General features: G+C 71.4%; 18 protein-coding genes. 9 read left to right on the top strand and 9 right to left on the bottom strand.

What is annotated here, in order from left to right; translation table 11 throughout:
- Positions 1 to 95: 95 nt before the first annotated feature.
- A complete protein-coding gene (locus EFL95_RS08100) occupies positions 96 to 1,427 on the top strand; it encodes a hypothetical protein (protein WP_123233500.1) in 1,332 nt (443 codons plus the stop codon).
- Here the strand turns inward: EFL95_RS08100 and EFL95_RS08095 are convergent, their stop codons facing one another.
- Genes EFL95_RS08095 through EFL95_RS08085 form a run of 3 tightly spaced genes read right to left on the bottom strand, consistent with a single transcriptional unit; the run spans position 1,428 to position 4,113 of the window.
- On the bottom strand, positions 1,428 to 2,477 hold the full coding sequence (locus EFL95_RS08095; protein WP_123233499.1) for an NAD-dependent epimerase/dehydratase family protein: 1,050 nt from the start codon (positions 2,475 to 2,477) through the stop codon (positions 1,428 to 1,430).
- Positions 2,474 to 3,259: an S-methyl-5'-thioadenosine phosphorylase gene (locus tag EFL95_RS08090; RefSeq protein ID WP_123233498.1), complete on the bottom strand. Its 786-nt coding sequence runs from the start codon at positions 3,257 to 3,259 to the stop codon at positions 2,474 to 2,476. Before EFL95_RS08090 ends, EFL95_RS08095 begins: the two co-directional genes overlap by 4 nt.
- Positions 3,256 to 4,113, bottom strand: coding sequence for a GNAT family N-acetyltransferase (locus tag EFL95_RS08085; protein WP_123233497.1), 858 nt, complete (start codon positions 4,111 to 4,113; stop codon positions 3,256 to 3,258). Before EFL95_RS08085 ends, EFL95_RS08090 begins: the two co-directional genes overlap by 4 nt.
- A gap of 80 nt (positions 4,114 to 4,193) precedes the next feature.
- Here EFL95_RS08085 and EFL95_RS08080 point away from each other — a divergent pair, with 80 nt between their 5' ends.
- Positions 4,194 to 4,664, top strand: a complete 471-nt coding sequence (locus tag EFL95_RS08080) for a GNAT family N-acetyltransferase (protein WP_221176353.1) — start codon at positions 4,194 to 4,196, stop codon at positions 4,662 to 4,664.
- On the opposite strand, the gene egtD is transcribed toward EFL95_RS08080, so the two are convergent.
- Together egtD and egtB are read right to left on the bottom strand one after the other, a co-directional pair.
- A complete protein-coding gene (egtD, locus tag EFL95_RS08075; RefSeq protein WP_123233496.1) occupies positions 4,642 to 5,622 on the bottom strand; it encodes an L-histidine N(alpha)-methyltransferase in 981 nt (326 codons plus the stop codon). The two genes, EFL95_RS08080 and egtD, sit on opposite strands and share 23 nt — an antisense overlap.
- Positions 5,619 to 6,923: an ergothioneine biosynthesis protein EgtB gene (gene egtB, locus EFL95_RS08070; RefSeq protein WP_123233495.1), complete on the bottom strand. Its 1,305-nt coding sequence runs from the start codon at positions 6,921 to 6,923 to the stop codon at positions 5,619 to 5,621. Before egtB ends, egtD begins: the two co-directional genes overlap by 4 nt.
- A gap of 137 nt (positions 6,924 to 7,060) precedes the next feature.
- Between egtB and EFL95_RS08065 the strand changes: the two genes are divergently transcribed.
- The 3 genes from EFL95_RS08065 (at position 7,061) to EFL95_RS08055 (ending at position 9,520) form a co-directional block, all read left to right on the top strand.
- The gene (locus EFL95_RS08065; RefSeq protein ID WP_123234862.1) at positions 7,061 to 8,239 is read left to right on the top strand and encodes an aminotransferase class V-fold PLP-dependent enzyme; all 1,179 of its coding nucleotides are present in this window, start codon (positions 7,061 to 7,063) and stop codon (positions 8,237 to 8,239) included.
- Between the two features lie 46 nt (positions 8,240 to 8,285).
- Entirely contained in the window at positions 8,286 to 8,993 is a 708-nt protein-coding gene (locus EFL95_RS08060; protein WP_123234861.1) for a flavodoxin family protein, read from the top strand.
- Positions 8,994 to 9,172: 179 nt separating this feature from the next.
- Positions 9,173 to 9,520, top strand: coding sequence for a COG4315 family predicted lipoprotein (locus EFL95_RS08055; protein WP_246004852.1), 348 nt, complete (start codon positions 9,173 to 9,175; stop codon positions 9,518 to 9,520).
- On the opposite strand, the gene EFL95_RS08050 is transcribed toward EFL95_RS08055, so the two are convergent.
- Together EFL95_RS08050 and EFL95_RS08045 are read right to left on the bottom strand one after the other, a co-directional pair.
- Positions 9,517 to 10,131, bottom strand: a complete 615-nt coding sequence (locus EFL95_RS08050) for a class I SAM-dependent methyltransferase (protein WP_123233493.1) — start codon at positions 10,129 to 10,131, stop codon at positions 9,517 to 9,519. The genes EFL95_RS08055 and EFL95_RS08050 overlap by 4 nt on opposite strands.
- A 5-nt stretch (positions 10,132 to 10,136) precedes the next feature.
- Positions 10,137 to 10,727 carry a hypothetical protein gene (locus EFL95_RS08045; protein ID WP_123233492.1) on the bottom strand — a complete coding sequence of 197 codons (591 nt, stop codon included), beginning with the start codon at positions 10,725 to 10,727 and terminating at the stop codon, positions 10,137 to 10,139.
- 172 nt (positions 10,728 to 10,899) lie between these two features.
- On the opposite strand from EFL95_RS08045, the gene EFL95_RS08040 reads away from it, so the two are divergent.
- Genes EFL95_RS08040 through EFL95_RS08030 form a run of 3 tightly spaced genes read left to right on the top strand, consistent with a single transcriptional unit; the run spans position 10,900 to position 13,039 of the window.
- The gene (locus EFL95_RS08040) at positions 10,900 to 11,622 is read left to right on the top strand and encodes a response regulator transcription factor (RefSeq protein ID WP_123233491.1); all 723 of its coding nucleotides are present in this window, start codon (positions 10,900 to 10,902) and stop codon (positions 11,620 to 11,622) included.
- Entirely contained in the window at positions 11,619 to 12,740 is a 1,122-nt protein-coding gene (locus EFL95_RS08035; protein ID WP_123233490.1) for a sensor histidine kinase, read from the top strand. Before EFL95_RS08040 ends, EFL95_RS08035 begins: the two co-directional genes overlap by 4 nt.
- A gap of 8 nt (positions 12,741 to 12,748) precedes the next feature.
- Positions 12,749 to 13,039 carry a putative quinol monooxygenase gene (locus EFL95_RS08030; protein ID WP_123233489.1) on the top strand — a complete coding sequence of 97 codons (291 nt, stop codon included), beginning with the start codon at positions 12,749 to 12,751 and terminating at the stop codon, positions 13,037 to 13,039.
- On the opposite strand, the gene EFL95_RS08025 is transcribed toward EFL95_RS08030, so the two are convergent.
- Both EFL95_RS08025 and EFL95_RS08020 read right to left on the bottom strand, forming a co-directional pair.
- Positions 13,036 to 14,160 carry a glycosyltransferase family 4 protein gene (locus tag EFL95_RS08025; RefSeq protein ID WP_123233488.1) on the bottom strand — a complete coding sequence of 375 codons (1,125 nt, stop codon included), beginning with the start codon at positions 14,158 to 14,160 and terminating at the stop codon, positions 13,036 to 13,038. The two genes, EFL95_RS08030 and EFL95_RS08025, sit on opposite strands and share 4 nt — an antisense overlap.
- Positions 14,157 to 15,239: a lysylphosphatidylglycerol synthase transmembrane domain-containing protein gene (locus EFL95_RS08020; protein WP_183407091.1), complete on the bottom strand. Its 1,083-nt coding sequence runs from the start codon at positions 15,237 to 15,239 to the stop codon at positions 14,157 to 14,159. The genes EFL95_RS08025 and EFL95_RS08020 overlap by 4 nt, the downstream gene beginning before the upstream one ends.
- 112 nt (positions 15,240 to 15,351) lie before the next feature.
- Here EFL95_RS08020 and EFL95_RS08015 point away from each other — a divergent pair, with 112 nt between their 5' ends.
- Positions 15,352 to 16,125 carry a PIG-L deacetylase family protein gene (locus tag EFL95_RS08015; RefSeq protein WP_246004851.1) on the top strand — a complete coding sequence of 258 codons (774 nt, stop codon included), beginning with the start codon at positions 15,352 to 15,354 and terminating at the stop codon, positions 16,123 to 16,125.
- Positions 16,126 to 16,157 lie beyond the last annotated feature (32 nt).

Here is a 16,157-nt window from a genome sequence, read left to right as displayed (position 1 = left end):
CCGCCTCCCCGGGCCGGGGCGGTCAAGCCTTACGGAACACTGACGTCGGTCGCCGCGACCCCGGTTTCGCACCGCCGACTGCCTAGCGTGGGGGCATGCCGACCTCGACGCCCCCGCTCTCGCGCGCCGCGTGGTCCGGCCTATTGGCGGCGATGGGCCTGGTGGCGCTCGCGATGGCGGTGCCGGCGATCACCGGCTGGGACGTGCACGTGAAGTCGTTCCCGCCGCTGCACGCGGTCTGGGACCCACGGCTCGGTCCCGGTACCGCCCCGGCGGTCCTGGTCGCCCTCCTGGGCCTTCGGTACGCCGCCACGACCGCCGCGACGCTGAGCTGGGGCCGCCTGCTGGCCGTCGCCTGGGTCTCGGGTCTGGCGTGGATGCTGTCGCTGGCGCTGGTGGACGGCCGCGACGGAATCGGCGTCATCCTGCAGACGCCGTACGAGTACCTGCGCACCGCGCGCGCCACCACCGACCTGCACCACACGCTGCAGGAGTACGTCAGCCGGATCCCCTTCAGTGCGGCCCCGGACAACTGGCCGGTGCACATCGCCGGGCACCCGCCCGGCGCGCTGACCTTCTTCGTGCTGCTGGTCCACCTCGGGCTCGGCAGCGGACTGGCGGCTGGACTCGTGGTCACGGCGCTCGCGGCGACGACCGCCCCGGCCGTGCTGGTCACGGTCCGCCGGCTCGGCGCCGAGGACCTGGCTCGCACCGCAGCGCCGTTCCTGGTCCTCGGACCGGCCGCGATCTGGCAGTGCGTGTCCGCGGACGCGATGTTCGCCGCGGTCGCCGCCTGGGGGCTGGCCGCCCTTGCGTTCGCCGCGACCTCGACCGGTGGCCGCCTCCTGGGCTGGTCGGTGCTCGCCGGCCTCCTGCTCGGGTACGCCGTGATGCTCTCCTACGGACTCCCGCTGCTCGGCATCCTCGCGCTCGCCGTGCTGATCCTCGGTCGATCGTGGCGCCCGCTTCTGCCGACCGCCGCAGCGGCCGCCGCCGTGGTGCTGACCTACGCCGCACTGGGGTTCAACTACCTCGCGGCGCTGCACGCGCTGCACGGTCGGTACTGGGACGGGGTCGCGCACGTCCGTCCGACCGGCTACTGGCTCTGGGGCGACCTGGCGGCCCTGACGTGCAGCGCCGGTCTGATCCTGGGCGCCATCGTCGCCGTCGCCTGGGCACGCCGGTCCGAGCGCACGGAGCCCGCGCCACGGGTCGTCCTGGTGCTCGCCGCAGCGGCAGCGACGAGCGTGCTCGCCGCGGACGCATCCTTGATGAGCAAGGCCGAGGTGGAGCGGATCTGGTTGCCGTTCGTGCCCTGGCTGCTGCTCGGCAGCGCGCTGCTACCGCCGCGGTGGCGTTCGGGAGGCCTGGCCCTCCAGGTCGGGACGGCGCTGCTGCTCCAGCACCTGCTCCGAACCGGGTGGTGATCAGGCGCGCAACGGTGCGGTCGCGAACGCCCGCAAACCCTCAGCCGGTGCGACCTCGGCGACGAAACCGAGCTCGTCGGCCGCCCGCCGCGGCGAGGCCACCACGTGGCGCACGTCCCCGGCGCGGAACTCGCCGGTCACGACCGGATCGATGCCGGTCCGGCCCGAGCCCTGGCAGATCAGTCCCGCCACCTCGCCGATCGAGATCGGTTCCCCCGAGCAGACGTTGAAGGTGCGCATCCCGCTCTCCGCCGCCGATCCTGCGAGCTGCTCGATCGCGAGCACGTTCGCGCGGGCGACGTCGTGGACGTGCACGAAGTCGCGGACCTGACCACCGTCCTCGAAGACCCGAGGAGCCTCGTCCCGCTCCAGGGAGGAACGGAACATCGCCGCGACCCCGGAGTACGGGGTGTTGCGCGGCATCCCGGGGCCGTAGACGTTGTGGTACCGCAGCGCGACGGCTGCTCCCCCGGCCTGCCGGGCCCACGCGGAGGCGTAGTGCTCCTGGGCGACCTTGCTCGCGGCGTACCCGCTGCGTGGGTCGAGCGGGGCCTCCTCGACGACGAGCGCCCAGTCGAGCGCCCGACCGCAGTCCGGGCAGCGATTGTCGAAGGAACCGTCCTCGAGGTCCACGATCGCGCGCGGTCCCGGCCGGCGATCGCCGTGCTCCGGGCAGCGGTACCGCCCCTCGCCGTAGACGACCATCGAGGACGCCATCACCAGACGGTCCACGCCGTGCCGGTGCATCGCCGCCAGCAGCGCCGCCGTGCCGAGGTCGTTGTGCGCGGCGTAGTCCGGCAGGTCCGCGACCCGTACCCCGGCGCCGACCATCGCTGCCTGGTGGCAGACCAGGTCGACGCCTGCGAACACCCGGCTCCAGGCGCCGGCGTCACGGACGTCGAGCACGTGGGTCCCCTCGGGTGCGGCGGTCGCGCCGTGCGCCTGGGGCAGCATCAGGTCCACCCCGACGACCTCGGCTCCACGCGCCGTCAGCGCCTCGGCGATCGCCCCGCCGATGAACCCGGCCGAACCGGTGAGCAGCACCTTCACGGGACGTCGTACCCGAGCTCGATGCCGTCGGCCCAGGTCGAGCACGTGCAACCGTCCGGGTCGGGCAGGCTCGCGATGATCGAACCCAGGGTGCTCTTGAGTCGCTCGACGTTGGCCGCGAACAGCGCGAAGACCTCGTCCTGACCGACGCCTGCCCCCTGCTCGATGCCCGCGTCCATGTCGGTGACCAGCGCGAGGGCGGCGTAGCAGAGGCGCATCTCGCGGGCGAGCACGGCCTCCGGGTGTCCGGTCATGTTGATCAGCGACCAGCCCTGGGCGGCGTAGTGCTGCGACTCGGCACGGGTGGAGAACCGGGGGCCTTCGACCACCACCATCGTGCCGCCGACGGTGACGCCGTCGCGTACCCGGAAGGTGTCCAGCAGCCGGGAGCAGTACGGGTCCGCGAACGGGACGTGCACCGCGCCTTCCTCGACGAAGGTCTGCACCCGGCCGGAGGTCCGGTCGACGAGCTGGTCGGGAACGACGAGATCACCCGGTGTGACGACCGGCGACAGCCCGCCGACCGCGCACGGCGCCAGGACCTGCCGGACCCCGAGCGAGCGCAGCAGCCACAGGTTCGCGCGATAGTTGATCCGGTGCGGCGGCAACGCGTGCCCGGCCCCGTGCCGCGGCAGGAACGCCACCCGGGTGCCTCCGACCGTGCCGACACTCACCGGCCCGGAGGCATCGCCGTACGGCGTGCTCAGCTCGACCTGCTCGGGATCGGAGAGGAACTCGTAGAACCCGGTCCCTCCGATGATGGCCACCTCTGCGCGGGTCACCTGACCTCCTTCACCAGGACCGCCCGGGTGTACCCGAGATCGAATCCCATCCGTTGGGTGTTCGCGTGCGAGGGCGATCCGGGTTGGGTGGTCACGACGGCGAGATCGCAACCCGCAGCCGCGGCGTCCTCGAGACGGGCAGCGACCAAGGCGGTCTGCACACCGCGGCGCCGGTACGCCGGCACGGTCCCGGCGCCGGCCATCTGGGCGATCCCGTTGACGAGACGCACTCCGGCTCCGCCGGCAGGAACGCCGTCGACGAGCGCCAGGTAGGTGCGCACACCGGCATCGAACCCGGCGAGCTCGGCCTGCTCGAGGACCTCCCGGGAGAACTCCTCGTGCTGGGCGAGCCCTTGGGTGTCGGGCTGGAGCGACGCCTCGACGACGGTGTCGAGCCAGGCGCGGATCCAGCTGTCGTCGACGTCTGCGGGTTCACGACGCACGACCACCCCGTCCGCCTTCACCTCCGGTGGATCGACGAGGTCGCGCACCAGCACGTCCTCGAACGAGACCAGCCGGTAGCCACGCGAGGACAGTCGCTCCACCAGTGCCGGATCGGCCAGCGCAGCGACCTCGAACGAGACCGGGGCATCGTGCTCCGCGAACCGCGCTTCCATCTCGGACAGCTCGTGGTCGTCCGGGATCCCGGCGAAGCCCACGCCCGACACCTTGTTGTACGGCGAGTCCGCGCCGGCGAACGTGGCGAACCCGCCACGCACTGCCACCTGGAAGTGCTCGACCCCGAACCGCGAACCCACCGCGCTGCTGCACGCCGCCATCAGCTCGGCCTCGGCGCGCTCGATCCGCGCCGCCGTGGCTTCGTCGACGAAGTACGACGTACGTCTGGAGTGCATCCGTCCATCCTCGGCACCGGGACGCGCGGACAACAGGCGATCGCCTTACGGATCGCTGACGTGCCGACTAGCCTCCCAGCGTGGGCCGGCCGACCGTGCGCAGCGCGACGCCCAGCGACCTGGACGTGCTGCGCGAGATCTACCGACGTGCGTCGTTGAGCAACGAGGGCGACCGCGCGGCGTTGCTCGGCGCCCCGGACGCGTTGGTCTGGGCGGGCGACGGCATCACCGACGGCGGCACCCTGGTCGTCGAGGACGGTGCGGGGCAGGTCGTCGGATTCGCCACGACCGTTCGCATCGACGAGGGGCTCGAGCTCGACGACCTGTTCGTGGACCCGGCGTCGATGCGCCAGGGGCTGGCGACGCTCCTCGTCGACGCGCTGGTCGTGCGCGCCGCCGCCGACGGGGCGCCGTGGATCGAAGTCACGGCGAATCCCCACGCAGCGGACTTCTACGCCTCGGCGGAGTTCACCCCGGTCGGCACGACCGAGACCCGTTTCGGACCCGCCCCTCGGCTCCGGCGCGAGGTCAGGGCTTCGTCGCCAGGGTGAGGGCGAACTCGTTGTCCGGGTCGGTCCAGACCCGCGTGACACCGAACCCGGCCTGCTCGAGCTCCGAGGCGATCTTGCTGACCCGGAACTTGGTGGAGATCTCCACGCGGATCTCCTCACCGACGGAGAGGTCGAGGACCATGTCAGCGCCGGAGATCGTGACCCGTTGCGGGGCCTCGGAGCGCAGCCGCATGTCCATCCGCTCCATGTGCGGGTCCCAGAACGGGATGTAGGAGAACGCACCCGGATCGAAGTCGGCGCCCAGCTCGCGGTTCAGCACCACCAGGGAGTTGCGGATGAACTCGTCGGTGACGCCGGCTCCGTCGTTGTACGCCGCGATCAGGCGGTCCGCACTCTTGACCAGATCGGTCCCGAGCAGCAGCGAGTCACCGGGTTCGAGGAGGTCTGCGAGCGCCCCGAGGAAGGCCCGGCGCTCCTCCAGGTAGAGGTTGCCGATGGTCCCGCCGAGGAACGCCACCATCCGCCGCCCGCCCTTGGGCAGGTGGGCCAGGTGCAGGGTGAAGTCGCCCACGACCGCCGCGACCTCCAGGCCCGGGTAGCGGTGGGCGATCTGGTCGGCGGCGTCGCGCAGGGTCTGCTCGGAGACGTCGACCGGCGCGAAGCGGGTCAGCTGACCGGAGGAGACGAAGGCGTCCAGCAGCAGCCGGGTCTTCTCGCTGGTGCCCGAACCGAGCTCGACCAACGTCGTCGCGCCGCTCGCGGTGACGATCTCGTCGGCGTGCTCGGTGAGGATCGCGTGCTCGGCGTTGAACGGGTAGTACTCGGGCAGCCGGGTGATCTCGTCGAACAGCTCCGACCCACGGTTGTCGTAGAGCCACTTGGGCGGCAGCGTCCGCGGGTGCTGGCTCAGGCCACGGCGGACGTCCTCGACCAGGCTGCCGGCCGCCCAGTTCGGGTCGAGCAGCACGGAGACCGACGGTTCTTTCGCGGCGGTCATGCCGCCACCTCCTTCGTAGGGGCACCGCCGTCGGCGAGCCGCAGGCCCGAGAGCGCCCAGCGCGCCGCGGACGGGAAGAAATTGCGATAGCTGGCGCGGGTGTGACCTGGTGGCGTGAGCGCGCAGCCGCCACGCAGCACCATCTGGTTCGACATGAACTTTCCGTTGTACTCCCCGATCGCACCGGCAGCCGGGTGAAAGCCGGGGTAGGGCAGGTAGGCCGAGGAGGTCCACTCCCAGCAGTCGCCGTAGGCCTGGCGCAGCTTCCCGGTCGCCGGCCCGGCAGCACGGGGGTGATAGCTCTCGGTGTCGGCGAGATTGCCGACCGAGTCCGGGTCCTCGCCAGGACCGGCCTGGCGGACGCCGTGCTCCCACTCGGCCTCCGTGGGCAGCCGCTTGCCGGCCCAGGCGGCGTACGCGTCGGCCTCGTAGTGGCTGATGTGGCTCACCGGCAGCCCTGGGTTGACCGGCCAGGTGCCGTTCAGCGTGTGCTCCAGCCAGACACCATCGAGATTGAGCCAGTAGAACGGGGCGTCCCAGCCCTCGGTCTTGACCTTGGCCCAGCCGTCGGAGAGCCAGAACTCGGGCCTGCGGTAACCGCCGTCGGCCATGAACGCCAACCACTCACCGTTGGTGATCAGCCGGTCGGCCAGGCGGTAGGGCTCCAGGTAGACCTGGTGCTCGGGCAGCTCGTTGTCGAAGCTGAAGCCGGCGCCACGATGGCCGATCTCGACCAACCCGCCGGCGATGTCGACCCAGCCGAGCTGGTCCGGTTCGCTGGCCGGCTCCGGAGCACCGGCGTACACGGGCTGCAGCGGGTTGAGCGACAGCACGTGCTTGATGTCCATCAGCAGCAGCTCCTGGTGCTGCTGCTCGTGGTGGAAGCCGAGCTCGATCGTGCTGGTCAGCTTCTCCAGGGCTCCCTGGTCCAGGGTGGCCACGAGGTCGCGCATCCGGGTGTCCACGTTGCCCCGGTAGACGCCGACGTCGTGCGCGCCCGGTCGGCTGACCACGCCGCGCTCGGCCCGGTTGTAGCGCGGACCGACGGCCTCGTAGTAGCTGTTGAACAGGAACCAGTACTTGTCCTGGAACGGGGCGAACCCGGACTCGTTCTCGGCGAGCACGAAGGTCTCGAAGAACCAGGTCACGTGCGCGCGGTGCCACTTGGTCGGCGAGACGTCGGGCATCGACTGGACCGTCTGGTCCTCCGGCGAGAGCGGCGCCGCCAGCCGCTCGGTGTGCGATCGGACCTGGTCGTAGCGCTCCACGAGCGCGTCTGCGGTCCAGGGGTTGCTGGTCATGGGGGAGCCTCCTCCTCGGCTGCGTTCGAGCCTAGGGAGCGCCACGGACAATTCCGAGGCTGCAGAGCGAACGTCAGATTTTGTTCATCTCTTCCCGTTCCCGGGATCCGCATGCGACGTACGGCAGCATGGAACCCGTGATCGACCTCGAGCGGGAGCGAGCGCTGACCCCGGGCTGCCACGGCCAGGCGTTCCTGGACAGCGCCGGCTCGTCGCTGTCCCCCAGGCCGGTCGTGGACACCGTCATCGCCCACCTGCGGCGCGAGGAGGAGGTCGGGGGCTACCGCGCCGCGGCCGAGCGTTCTGACGACCTGGTCGCCGTGCGTGCGTCGGTGGCGCGCCTGATCGGCGGAACCACCGACGAGGTCGCCCTGGTCGACAGCGCCACCCGGGCCTGGATCCAGTTCGTCTCGGCGCTGCGCTGGCGAACCGGCGACCGGATCCTGATCTGCGGCAACGAGTACGCCAGCAACGCGATCGCCTTCCTGCAACGCGCGCGTGCCGACGGCTGCAGCGTCGAGGTCGTGCCGTCCCTCCCCGACGGCACCCCGGACCGGGAGGCGTTCGCCCGCCTCCTCGACGACCGCGTCCGGCTGGTCTCGCTGGTCCAGGTGCCGACGAACTCCGGGACCGTCGCACCGGTGCGCGACCTGGCCGGCCTCGCCCGCTCGGCGGGAGCGCTGACCGTTCTCGACGCCTGCCAGTCCGTGGGACAGCTCTCCGTCGACGTCGCCGACCTCGGGGTCGACGCGCTCTCGGCGACCGGGCGCAAGTGGCTCCGAGCGCCTCGCGGCACCGGATTCCTCTGGGTGCGCCGATCGTTGCTCGAGACCTTGGAGCCGTTCGCGGCCGACATGCACGGAGCCGACTGGACCGACTCCGAGGACTACCGCCTCCGTCCGGACGCCACCCGGTTCGAGCTGTTCGAGAGCGACGTGGCGGCGACGCTCGGGCTGGGCGTCGCACTGGACCACCTGCTCGACCTCGATCCGGCCGAGGTCGAGGCCTCCGTCCGGGCTCGCGCCGCCGTGCTGCGCGAAGGACTCGGAGCGCTGCCGCAGGTGGCGTTGCACGACCGCGGGGACGACCTGGCGGGAATCGTCTCCTTCACCGTCGCCGGGCTCGCGCCCGCCCAGGTCGAGTCCCGCCTGGGAGAGACCGGGGTCACGGTGTCGGTGAGCGGTCGGAGCTCGACGAGGCTCGACATGTCCGACCGTGGCCTGGACGCTGTGGTCCGGGCATCGCCGCACTACTTCGTCAGCCCGGACGACCTCGACCGCACGATCTCCGCGGTCGCGGCCGTCACTGGGTCGTAATCCTCGGGGCTCCCCCCGGCGGCGCGCAGGCACCATGCTGGCTGCCATGGACACCGACTTCAGCGACCTCAAGGCCACCTTCATCAACTGCACCCTGAAGCGCTCCCCCGAACCGAGCCACACCGAGGGGCTGGTGGAGACCAGTGCGTCGATCATGCGCAAGCACGGCGTCGACGTGCAGGTGATCCGCGCGATCGACCACGACATCGCCACCGGCGTCTACCCCGACATGACCGAGCACGGCTGGGCGACCGACGAGTGGCCCCAGATCTACCCGCGGGTCCTGGACAGCGACATCCTGGTGATCGCCGGACCGATCTGGCTGGGCGACAACTCGAGCCAGACCAAGGTGATCATCGAGCGCCTTTACTCCCTCTCCAGCCTGCAGAACGAGAAGGGGCAGTACCTCTTCTACGGACGTGTTGCCGGATGCCTGATCACCGGGAACGAGGACGGCATCAAGCACTGCGCGCAGAACATCCTGTACTCGCTGCAGCACGTCGGCTACACGATCCCCCCGAACGCCGACGCGGGCTGGATCGGCGAGGCCGGCCCCGGCCCGTCGTACCTGGACCCGGGAAGCGGTGGTCCGGAGAACGACTTCACCAACCGCAACACCACCTTCATGACCTGGAACCTGATGCACCTGGGCCGGATGCTGAAGCAGGCCGGCGGGGTTCCCGGGTACGGGAACCAGCGCTCGGAGTGGGACGCGGGGGCTCGGTTCGACCACGAGAACCCGGAATACCGCTGATGCGAGCCGCCGCGGCCGCCGCAGTGCTCGCGGCTGGCCTTCTGACGGCGTGCGGGACCGAGGACGACCGGACCGCGTCAGCTCCGCGGACACCTGGGCCTACCGCGACGAAGCCCTCGACGCAGCCCTCGACGCCGGCCCCGTCGGTGACCGCGAGACCCGCCCGCACGGGAACGGTCGTGATCAGCGCCGACAGCCAGTACGGGACGATGCTGTACGACGCCGGCGGACAGCCGATCTACCTGTTCGACAAGGAACACGGCCGGTCACCGCGCTGCTACGGGGACTGCGCCGAGGCGTGGCCGCCAGTGCTGACGAAGGGGCTTCCCCGCGCGAGGAAGGGCACCCGCGAGGCGCTGCTGGGCACCACGCGACGCAAGGACGGCAGCACCCAGGTCACCTACGCCGGCCACCCGCTGTACTTCTACGCCCACGAGGGCAAGTACCAGGTGCTGTGCCACGACGTGCGCGAGTACGGCGGCCTGTGGCTCGCCGTCCGACCGGACGGCGAGCCCGTTCCGCACTAGGCGGCCGCGACCCCGATCTTGAAGGCCGACATCGGCTTGGGCGCGCCCGGTGCGTAGAACTCGTCGAGCTCCTTCATCGTGAACCCGGCGCCCGTCACGAGGTCCGCGATCGGCCGGCTCAGGTGGCACCCGCCCGCGATCCGCTTGTTGAGCGGTTCCAGACGGTGCTGCCAGGTCTGCACGCCCTCGTCCGGCGCCAGGCCGTGCTCGACGAAGTGCAGGGTGCCGCCCGGCTTGAGAACACGACGCAGCTCGCGCAGCGCCTGGCCGGCGTCCGGGATCGTGCACAAGGTCCAGGTCGAGACGGCGCTGTCGAAGGTGTCGTCCTCGAACGGCAGGGACTGGCCGTCCAACCCGGCACGCTCCACGGGGACGTCGGAGGCGGCCAACCGGTCCGCCGCGAGACGCCACCCCAGGTCGGCCGGCTCGATCGCGGTCACCCGGGCGATCGAGGCCGGGTAGGACGGCACATTCAGGCCGGAGCCGAACCCGACCTCGATCACCTCGCCGGAAAGCCCGGCGCAGACGCGGTCGCGGTACTGGCGGAGTTCTTTGTTACCGCACGCGACGTTGACGATCCGCGGGACCACGTGGTCCCCGTAGAAGCCCATCGGGATCAGCTCGCACTCTCGAACCAGGGGCTGCGCAGGTCGTAGAACGACGCGCCCGCCATCATCTCCTGGATCGCGTCGCGGACATCGGCCGGCGGTTCCTGCTGCTCCCCCTGGCGAGCGCTCTCCTCGCTGGTGAAGTAGACGGTCTGCGTGAAGCTGCCGTCCGCCGCGATCGCGAAGGACCCGCCGATGATCTCGGGGCGCATCGCCTTCAGCTCACCTTCGTCGCCGGCCGCCACGACCGCCTTGGCCTGGGCCGCGTCGCCGACCTTGCCGCGGATCACCTGGACGAACCCGGCGTCGTCCGAGCCGCCGTCGAGGAACTGGCTGACGTCGTCGTAGTCCGCGAAGTCGATCGGACCGTCCATCAGCCCGGCGAACTCCTGGGACAGGGCATCGGTCTCGGGCCGGGCCGAGTTGGCCGCCGCAGCATCGGCCGACGTGAAACGGACGATCCCGAGGAACTGTCCGTCGTCGGTCACGCCGAACGTGCCCCCGAGAAAGCCTTCGGCGACGTCCTGGCTCCACTTCTCAGCGAACGCGCGCACCTCGGCGGCCCGCGAGCACTTCGCCTGCATCACCTGGATGAACATGACTCCACCTCACTCCTGCGCCGGCACCTCCGGCTGATTGCGATCCTGCTCCCGGATCCGCGGTACCGGAAGACGTCATCGCTTACGTGCCGGTGACGTGGGATTCCGGCTCGTTACAGGTCCGTAAGAAGGATCGTGGCCGTTGACGCTTCCGACGCCCTAGCGTGGGAACGTGGCCAAGATTCTTGTCGTCGACGACGACCACACGGTGCGCGAGGTCGCGGTCTCCTACCTGCGTGCCGGCGGGCACGAGGTGGCCGATGTCGACACCGGCGAGGCTGCTCTGAAGGCGATGCGCGAGGACCCCGCCGACCTGGTCGTGCTGGATCTCATGCTCCCGGGCATCGACGGGCTCGAGGTCTGCCGTCGGCTGCGCGAGCAGCGCGACGTGCCGGTGATCATGCTGACCGCACTGGGCAGCGAGGCCGACCGGGTGGTCGGGCTCGAGCGCGGTGCGGACGACTACGTGACCAAGCCGTTCAGCCCCCGGGAGCTGGTGCTCCGCGTGGACTCGGTGCTGCGGCGGGCCGGTGAGCGGACCAAGCCGCGGGGCGAGGTGCTGGTCGACGGCGACCTGGTGGTCGACGAGAACCAGCACACCGCGATGCTCGGCGACCGGGCGCTCCAGCTCACGGTCCGCGAGTTCGACCTGCTCCGGTTCCTGCTCTCGAACCCGGGGCGTGCCTACTCACGGGAGGAGCTGCTCCAGGAGGTCTGGGGCTGGTCCTTCGGCGACCACTCGACCGTGACGGTGCACGTGCGCCGGTTGCGGGAGAAGGTGGAGGACGACCCCACCCGCCCGGTCCGTCTGGTGACCGTGTGGGGCGTCGGTTACCGCTGGGACGCGGCCGAGACCATCGCCGCGGCTGCGGGCACCGCCCGGGGTGAGGCATGACCCGCGACCAGGTCGACATCGTCCTGATCGCGGCTGGCTGGACCGCAGCGGTCGGTGCGGCCGGTCTCGTCGTCAGCCGGGTGATCGCCGCGCGTTCGCTGCGCTGGCTGGTCGCCCTGGTCGCCCTGGTCGCGGTCGGCGGCGTGATCGCCGGGGTGATCGGGACCGCCGACGCGATGTTCCTCTCCAGCCACGACCGCGGCGTCGTACTGCTGGTCTGCCTGGTCGCGGGGCTCGTCGCCGTGTTCTTCTCGTTCGTCGTCTCCTCCTCGGTGGTGCGTGGCTCGGACGCTCTGCGCGAAAATGCCCGCAGGTTCGGCGAGACCGGCGAGTACGCCGCCTCCACCACCGGTCCGGCCGAGCTGCAGGCGTTGTCCGCCGAGCTGGCCCGCACCGCGGAGAAGCTGCGGGACTCCCGGGAGCGCGAGGAGATGCTGGAGACCTCGCGGCGTGAGCTCGTCGCCTGGGTCTCGCACGACCTGCGCAGCCCGCTGGCCGGACTGCGTGCGATGACCGAGGCGCTCGAGGACGGGATGGCCGAGGACCCGACCCGCTACCACCGACAGATGCGTTCCGAGGTCGACCGGATGGTGCGGATGGTCGACGACCTCTTCGAGCTGTCCCGGATCCATGCCGGGGTCCTCCAGGTCTCGTTGCAGAACGTCGACCTCGGCGACATCGTGTCCGAGGCGATCGCCGGAGCCGACCCGGTCGCCCGCGCTGCCGGCGTACGGCTCGGGGGCATGGTCGAGCCCGGGGCGATGGTCAACGCCGATCCCGCCGGGCTCTCGCGCGTGGTGGCCAACCTGGTCACCAACGCGATCCGGCACACCCCCACCGACGGCGTCGTCTCCATCACCGGCCGCGTGGTCGAGAACACCGTCGAGCTCGCGGTGACCGACGCCTGCGGCGGGATCCCGGACGAGGACCTGCACCGCGTCTTCGACGTCGCCTGGCGCGGCACGAGTGCCCGCACGCCGGAGGTCGACCAGCAGCACGGCACCGGCGCCGGGTTGGGCCTGGCGATCGTGAAGGGCATCGTCGAGGCGCACCACGGGATGGTGCAGGTCGTGAACGAGTCGCCCGGGTGCCGGTTCCTGGTCCGACTGCCGGCCTAGGAGGTCCGATGCTCTTCGCCCGCTTCAGCGTGCAGTGCCACCCCGAGCACACCGAGGAGATGGCGCGCCGGATCGCAGCCGTGGAGGCGCCCAGCCGCGCCCTGCCCGGCGTTCTGCACTTCGACACCACCCGGAGCCTCACCGACCCGGACACGTTCGTGGTGCTCGAGGTGTTCACCGACGAGGACGCGTTCCACCGCCAGAACAACCAGTCCGAGGTGGCGGCGGTGCTCGCCCTCGCCAACGCCGGCGCGCTCACCCGGGACCTGGAGTGGGCGATCTGGGAAGCCGGCTCCTAGGCCAGGCGAGGTGTCGGCCGCCGCTTGCCCATCGCGCGGACGACGACCGGTTCGAGAACCGACCGGTAGACAGCATCGTGCTCCGCGAGCACGCGTTCCCAGGTCATCGCGACCGGGGTCGTCACGTTGTGGTGACGGATCGTCGTCCGCAGCTCCGGGTCTGCCGCCAGCCGCGCCAGGCACCGCGCGAGGTCGTCGTCGGAGTCGGCGAGCAGACCTTCGACACCGTCGGTGACGAACTCGGTGACCCCGCTGGCCGCCATCCCGACGATCGGTACGCCGGCGCACCGGGCCTCGAGCGCCGCGATCCCGAACGACTCCAGGGTGGCGGGCGCGACCAGCACGTCGGCACCGGCGAGGTGGCGACGGATCTCGTCCCGGGACTGGGCCCCGACGAGCGTGACGCGGTCCTGCAGGCCGTGCGCCCGGACCGCCTTGGCAACCGCACGCCTCTGGGGCCCGTCGCCGACGAACGTGGCGCGCCACGACAGGTCAGGCACCAAGGACGCGAGCCGCGCGAGCGCCTCGACCAGCACCAGCGGCCGCTTGCGGGGAGCCAGCCGACCGACGGAGAGGATCGAGAACTCCCCCGTCGGCACGTGCCGGACCTGCCACGCCGACGGGTCGATCCCGTTGTGCAGGACCCGGACCGGAACGCCCGGAGGCAGTGCCGGACGGAGCCGCGCGGCAGCGACCTCGCTGACTCCGGTGAAGGACATCCGGGACGTCGGAAGCCCGATCAGCCCGATGCCGGTCCGGAGAAGACGCGGGACTGCGGGCAGCAACGAGTGCACGCTGGCCATCGCCGGGACCCCCTTCGTGCTGCGCAGCACGGCCCAGGTGAACGGCGAGCCGACGGTGAGGTGGGCGTGCAGCACGTCGGGCTGGAAACCGGCGATCACCGGCCCGACTGCGACGCCGGCGCCGGCCCCGGTGATCCCGAGCTCCACCCGCGCGACGGGCACCCCTGGCTCCGCACTCCCGTCGGCGAGCATCGGCTCCCCGGTCAGGACGAGCACCTCGTGCCCGGCCGCTCGCTGACGAGCGGCGAGGTCGGCGACGTGCAGCTCGATCCCCCCGACCCGGGGCAGGAACGTGTCGGTGACGTGCAGGATCCTCATGCCGCCACCTCGGTCCGCGCGCGATCGGGCTCTATGACGAGTGCGGCCTGAGCCTCGGCGGCGCGCCGTCTGCGGTGGCCGCGCAGCCAGGAGAGGGCGATCGTCCCGCCGACCGGGATCTCGATCGCGAACATCAGGATGCGGTACAGCAGGACCCCAGCGGCGGCATGGACGGGGTCGACGCCGAAGGAGTGCAGCGCAGCGACCGTTCCCAGCTCCGCGACTCCGGAGGCGCCGGGAGTGATCGGCGCGAGACTGATGAGGCGCTCGATGGCAAAGGCGATGAGCACGACCGTGATCGGCGCGCCTGCGCCGACGGCCGCGAGACAGGCGAACATCAGGCTGGCCTGCAGAGCCAGGTAGAGCAGCACTCCGGCACTCATCCGTCGCCACCCGGCCCGCACGGCGGTCACGAGCTCGGCACGACCGTTGAGCAGCCACTCGGAGGCCGCGACCGGGTTCTCCCGTGGCCGGAGCCGACGCCGGAACCGGTCCAGCCGTCGCCCGGCCGCGGCCGTCGCGCCCTCGGTGCGCAGGACCAACGCGGCCAGACCGGCAGACACGGAGATGAAGACGCTCGCCCCGATCACGACCGCGCCCAGACCGGACGGAAGGCGCTGGTCGAGCAGCGCAGCGGTCGCGAGCACGGTGAGGCCGACGACGAACTTCCCGAGGGCGTTCCACAGGTTCGTCGAGACCGTGTACGACGCGAACCGGTCCGAACCGAAGCCCCAGCTGCGCGCCATGGCGTAGCCGAGACCCATCCCGGCCGGGCCCCCGACCGGCAAGACGTTCGAGACCGCGGAGCCGGACAGGTTCAGCGTGAGAGCCTGCCGCGTCGTCAGGCCCGGCATCGCGGCCCGCAGCACGGGAACGTGCACCAGCAGACCGGCGAACCACAGCAGCACGAGGCCACAGAGGACCAACGGCGGGACAGCCCCGAGGGTGGATCCGATGGCCACCCAGGAGGCACCGACGAACCGTGGCAGCAGGCCGATCAGGCCGCAGCCGAGGAGAGCGACCACCGTGCCTGCGACGAGGTGCAACCACCTCAGCGACGACTTCCCTCCGACGTCCATCCGCCCCTCCTCGCGAGCTTCGCTGCCCGATACCTGAACCATGCGGCTCGGCACCTGACTGCTCGCTGACAGCGATGAACGGTCAGGCCGTGCAGCGATGCATGCTGGGCTCGTGCCGTTCACCCTGGTCGCGTTCCACGCCCATCCCGACGACGAGTCGCTGCTGATGGGCGGCACCATCGCGCGTGCTGCGGCCGAGGGTCACCGCGTCGTCCTGGTCACCGCGACCGACGGCTCGGCCGGTCTCGCCGACGCCGAGCACGGCACCCATGCGGAGCTGGGCCGGAGGCGTCTGGAGGAGCTCGAGGATGCCGCCGAGCGCCTCGGTGCGGCGCGCGTGGTGCACCTCGGCTTCCCCGACGGGACCTTCGGATCTGTCGGAGTGACCGAGCCGAGCGCCGCCCTCGCCGCAGTTCTCGAGCAGGAGTCCGCGGACGTCCTGACCGGCTACGACCCGTCCGGGGGCTACGGGCACCCGGACCACGTCCACGTCCACCACGTCGCGCGCGCCGCGGCCGCCACGACCGGCGTCGCCCTGCTCGAGGCCACGGTCGACCGCGCCCTGATCGTCGCCGGCGCCCGGCTGGTGCACGCGGTGCCCGGCTCGCCGCCGATCGACCTCGCCAGGATGCGCGACTCCTACCTCCCCCGGCCGGAGCTCACCCACAAGATCGACGTCCGTCCCTACGTCGCCGCCAAGATCCAGGGACTGGCCGCGCACGCGAGTCAGCAGGGCGGGAGCTCCGGCTTCCGCACGGTCACCCTGCTGCACCGGTTGCCCGGGCCTGTCGCCCGGCGCGTGCTGGGCCGCGAGTGGTTCCGCGAGGTCGGGCGCGAGCCGGGCGGCCGGCTGCTCGACGACGTCTTCGCCAGCTGTCGCCAGTAGCGCGCCTCGCACGGCAGGCGAATACTCGACGC

Source organism: Nocardioides marmorisolisilvae (assembly GCF_003725775.1).
In the GTDB taxonomy this organism is placed as follows: domain Bacteria; phylum Actinomycetota; class Actinomycetes; order Propionibacteriales; family Nocardioidaceae; genus Marmoricola; species Marmoricola marmorisolisilvae.
Note: the sequence above shows the minus strand (reverse complement) of the source record. Positions and strands in the feature narration are given on the sequence as shown.

What these genes read in the sequence shown, in the direction of transcription:
- EFL95_RS08085 (WP_123233497.1), bottom strand. Translation starts at nt 4,113, where the DNA reads ATGCACTCCAGACGTACGTCGTACTTCGTCGACGAAGCCACGGCGGCG.
- EFL95_RS08045 (WP_123233492.1), bottom strand. Translation starts at nt 10,727, where the DNA reads ATGTTCATCCAGGTGATGCAGGCGAAGTGCTCGCGGGCCGCCGAGGTG.
- EFL95_RS08060 (WP_123234861.1), top strand. Translation starts at nt 8,286, where the DNA reads ATGGACACCGACTTCAGCGACCTCAAGGCCACCTTCATCAACTGCACC.
- EFL95_RS08020 (WP_183407091.1), bottom strand. Translation starts at nt 15,239, where the DNA reads ATGGACGTCGGAGGGAAGTCGTCGCTGAGGTGGTTGCACCTCGTCGCA.
- egtB (WP_123233495.1), bottom strand. Translation starts at nt 6,923, where the DNA reads ATGACCAGCAACCCCTGGACCGCAGACGCGCTCGTGGAGCGCTACGAC.
- egtD (WP_123233496.1), bottom strand. Translation starts at nt 5,622, where the DNA reads ATGACCGCCGCGAAAGAACCGTCGGTCTCCGTGCTGCTCGACCCGAAC.
- EFL95_RS08050 (WP_123233493.1), bottom strand. Translation starts at nt 10,131, where the DNA reads ATGGGCTTCTACGGGGACCACGTGGTCCCGCGGATCGTCAACGTCGCG.
- EFL95_RS08035 (WP_123233490.1), top strand. Translation starts at nt 11,619, where the DNA reads ATGACCCGCGACCAGGTCGACATCGTCCTGATCGCGGCTGGCTGGACC.
- EFL95_RS08030 (WP_123233489.1), top strand. Translation starts at nt 12,749, where the DNA reads ATGCTCTTCGCCCGCTTCAGCGTGCAGTGCCACCCCGAGCACACCGAG.
- EFL95_RS08100 (WP_123233500.1), top strand. Translation starts at nt 96, where the DNA reads ATGCCGACCTCGACGCCCCCGCTCTCGCGCGCCGCGTGGTCCGGCCTA.
- EFL95_RS08025 (WP_123233488.1), bottom strand. Translation starts at nt 14,160, where the DNA reads ATGAGGATCCTGCACGTCACCGACACGTTCCTGCCCCGGGTCGGGGGG.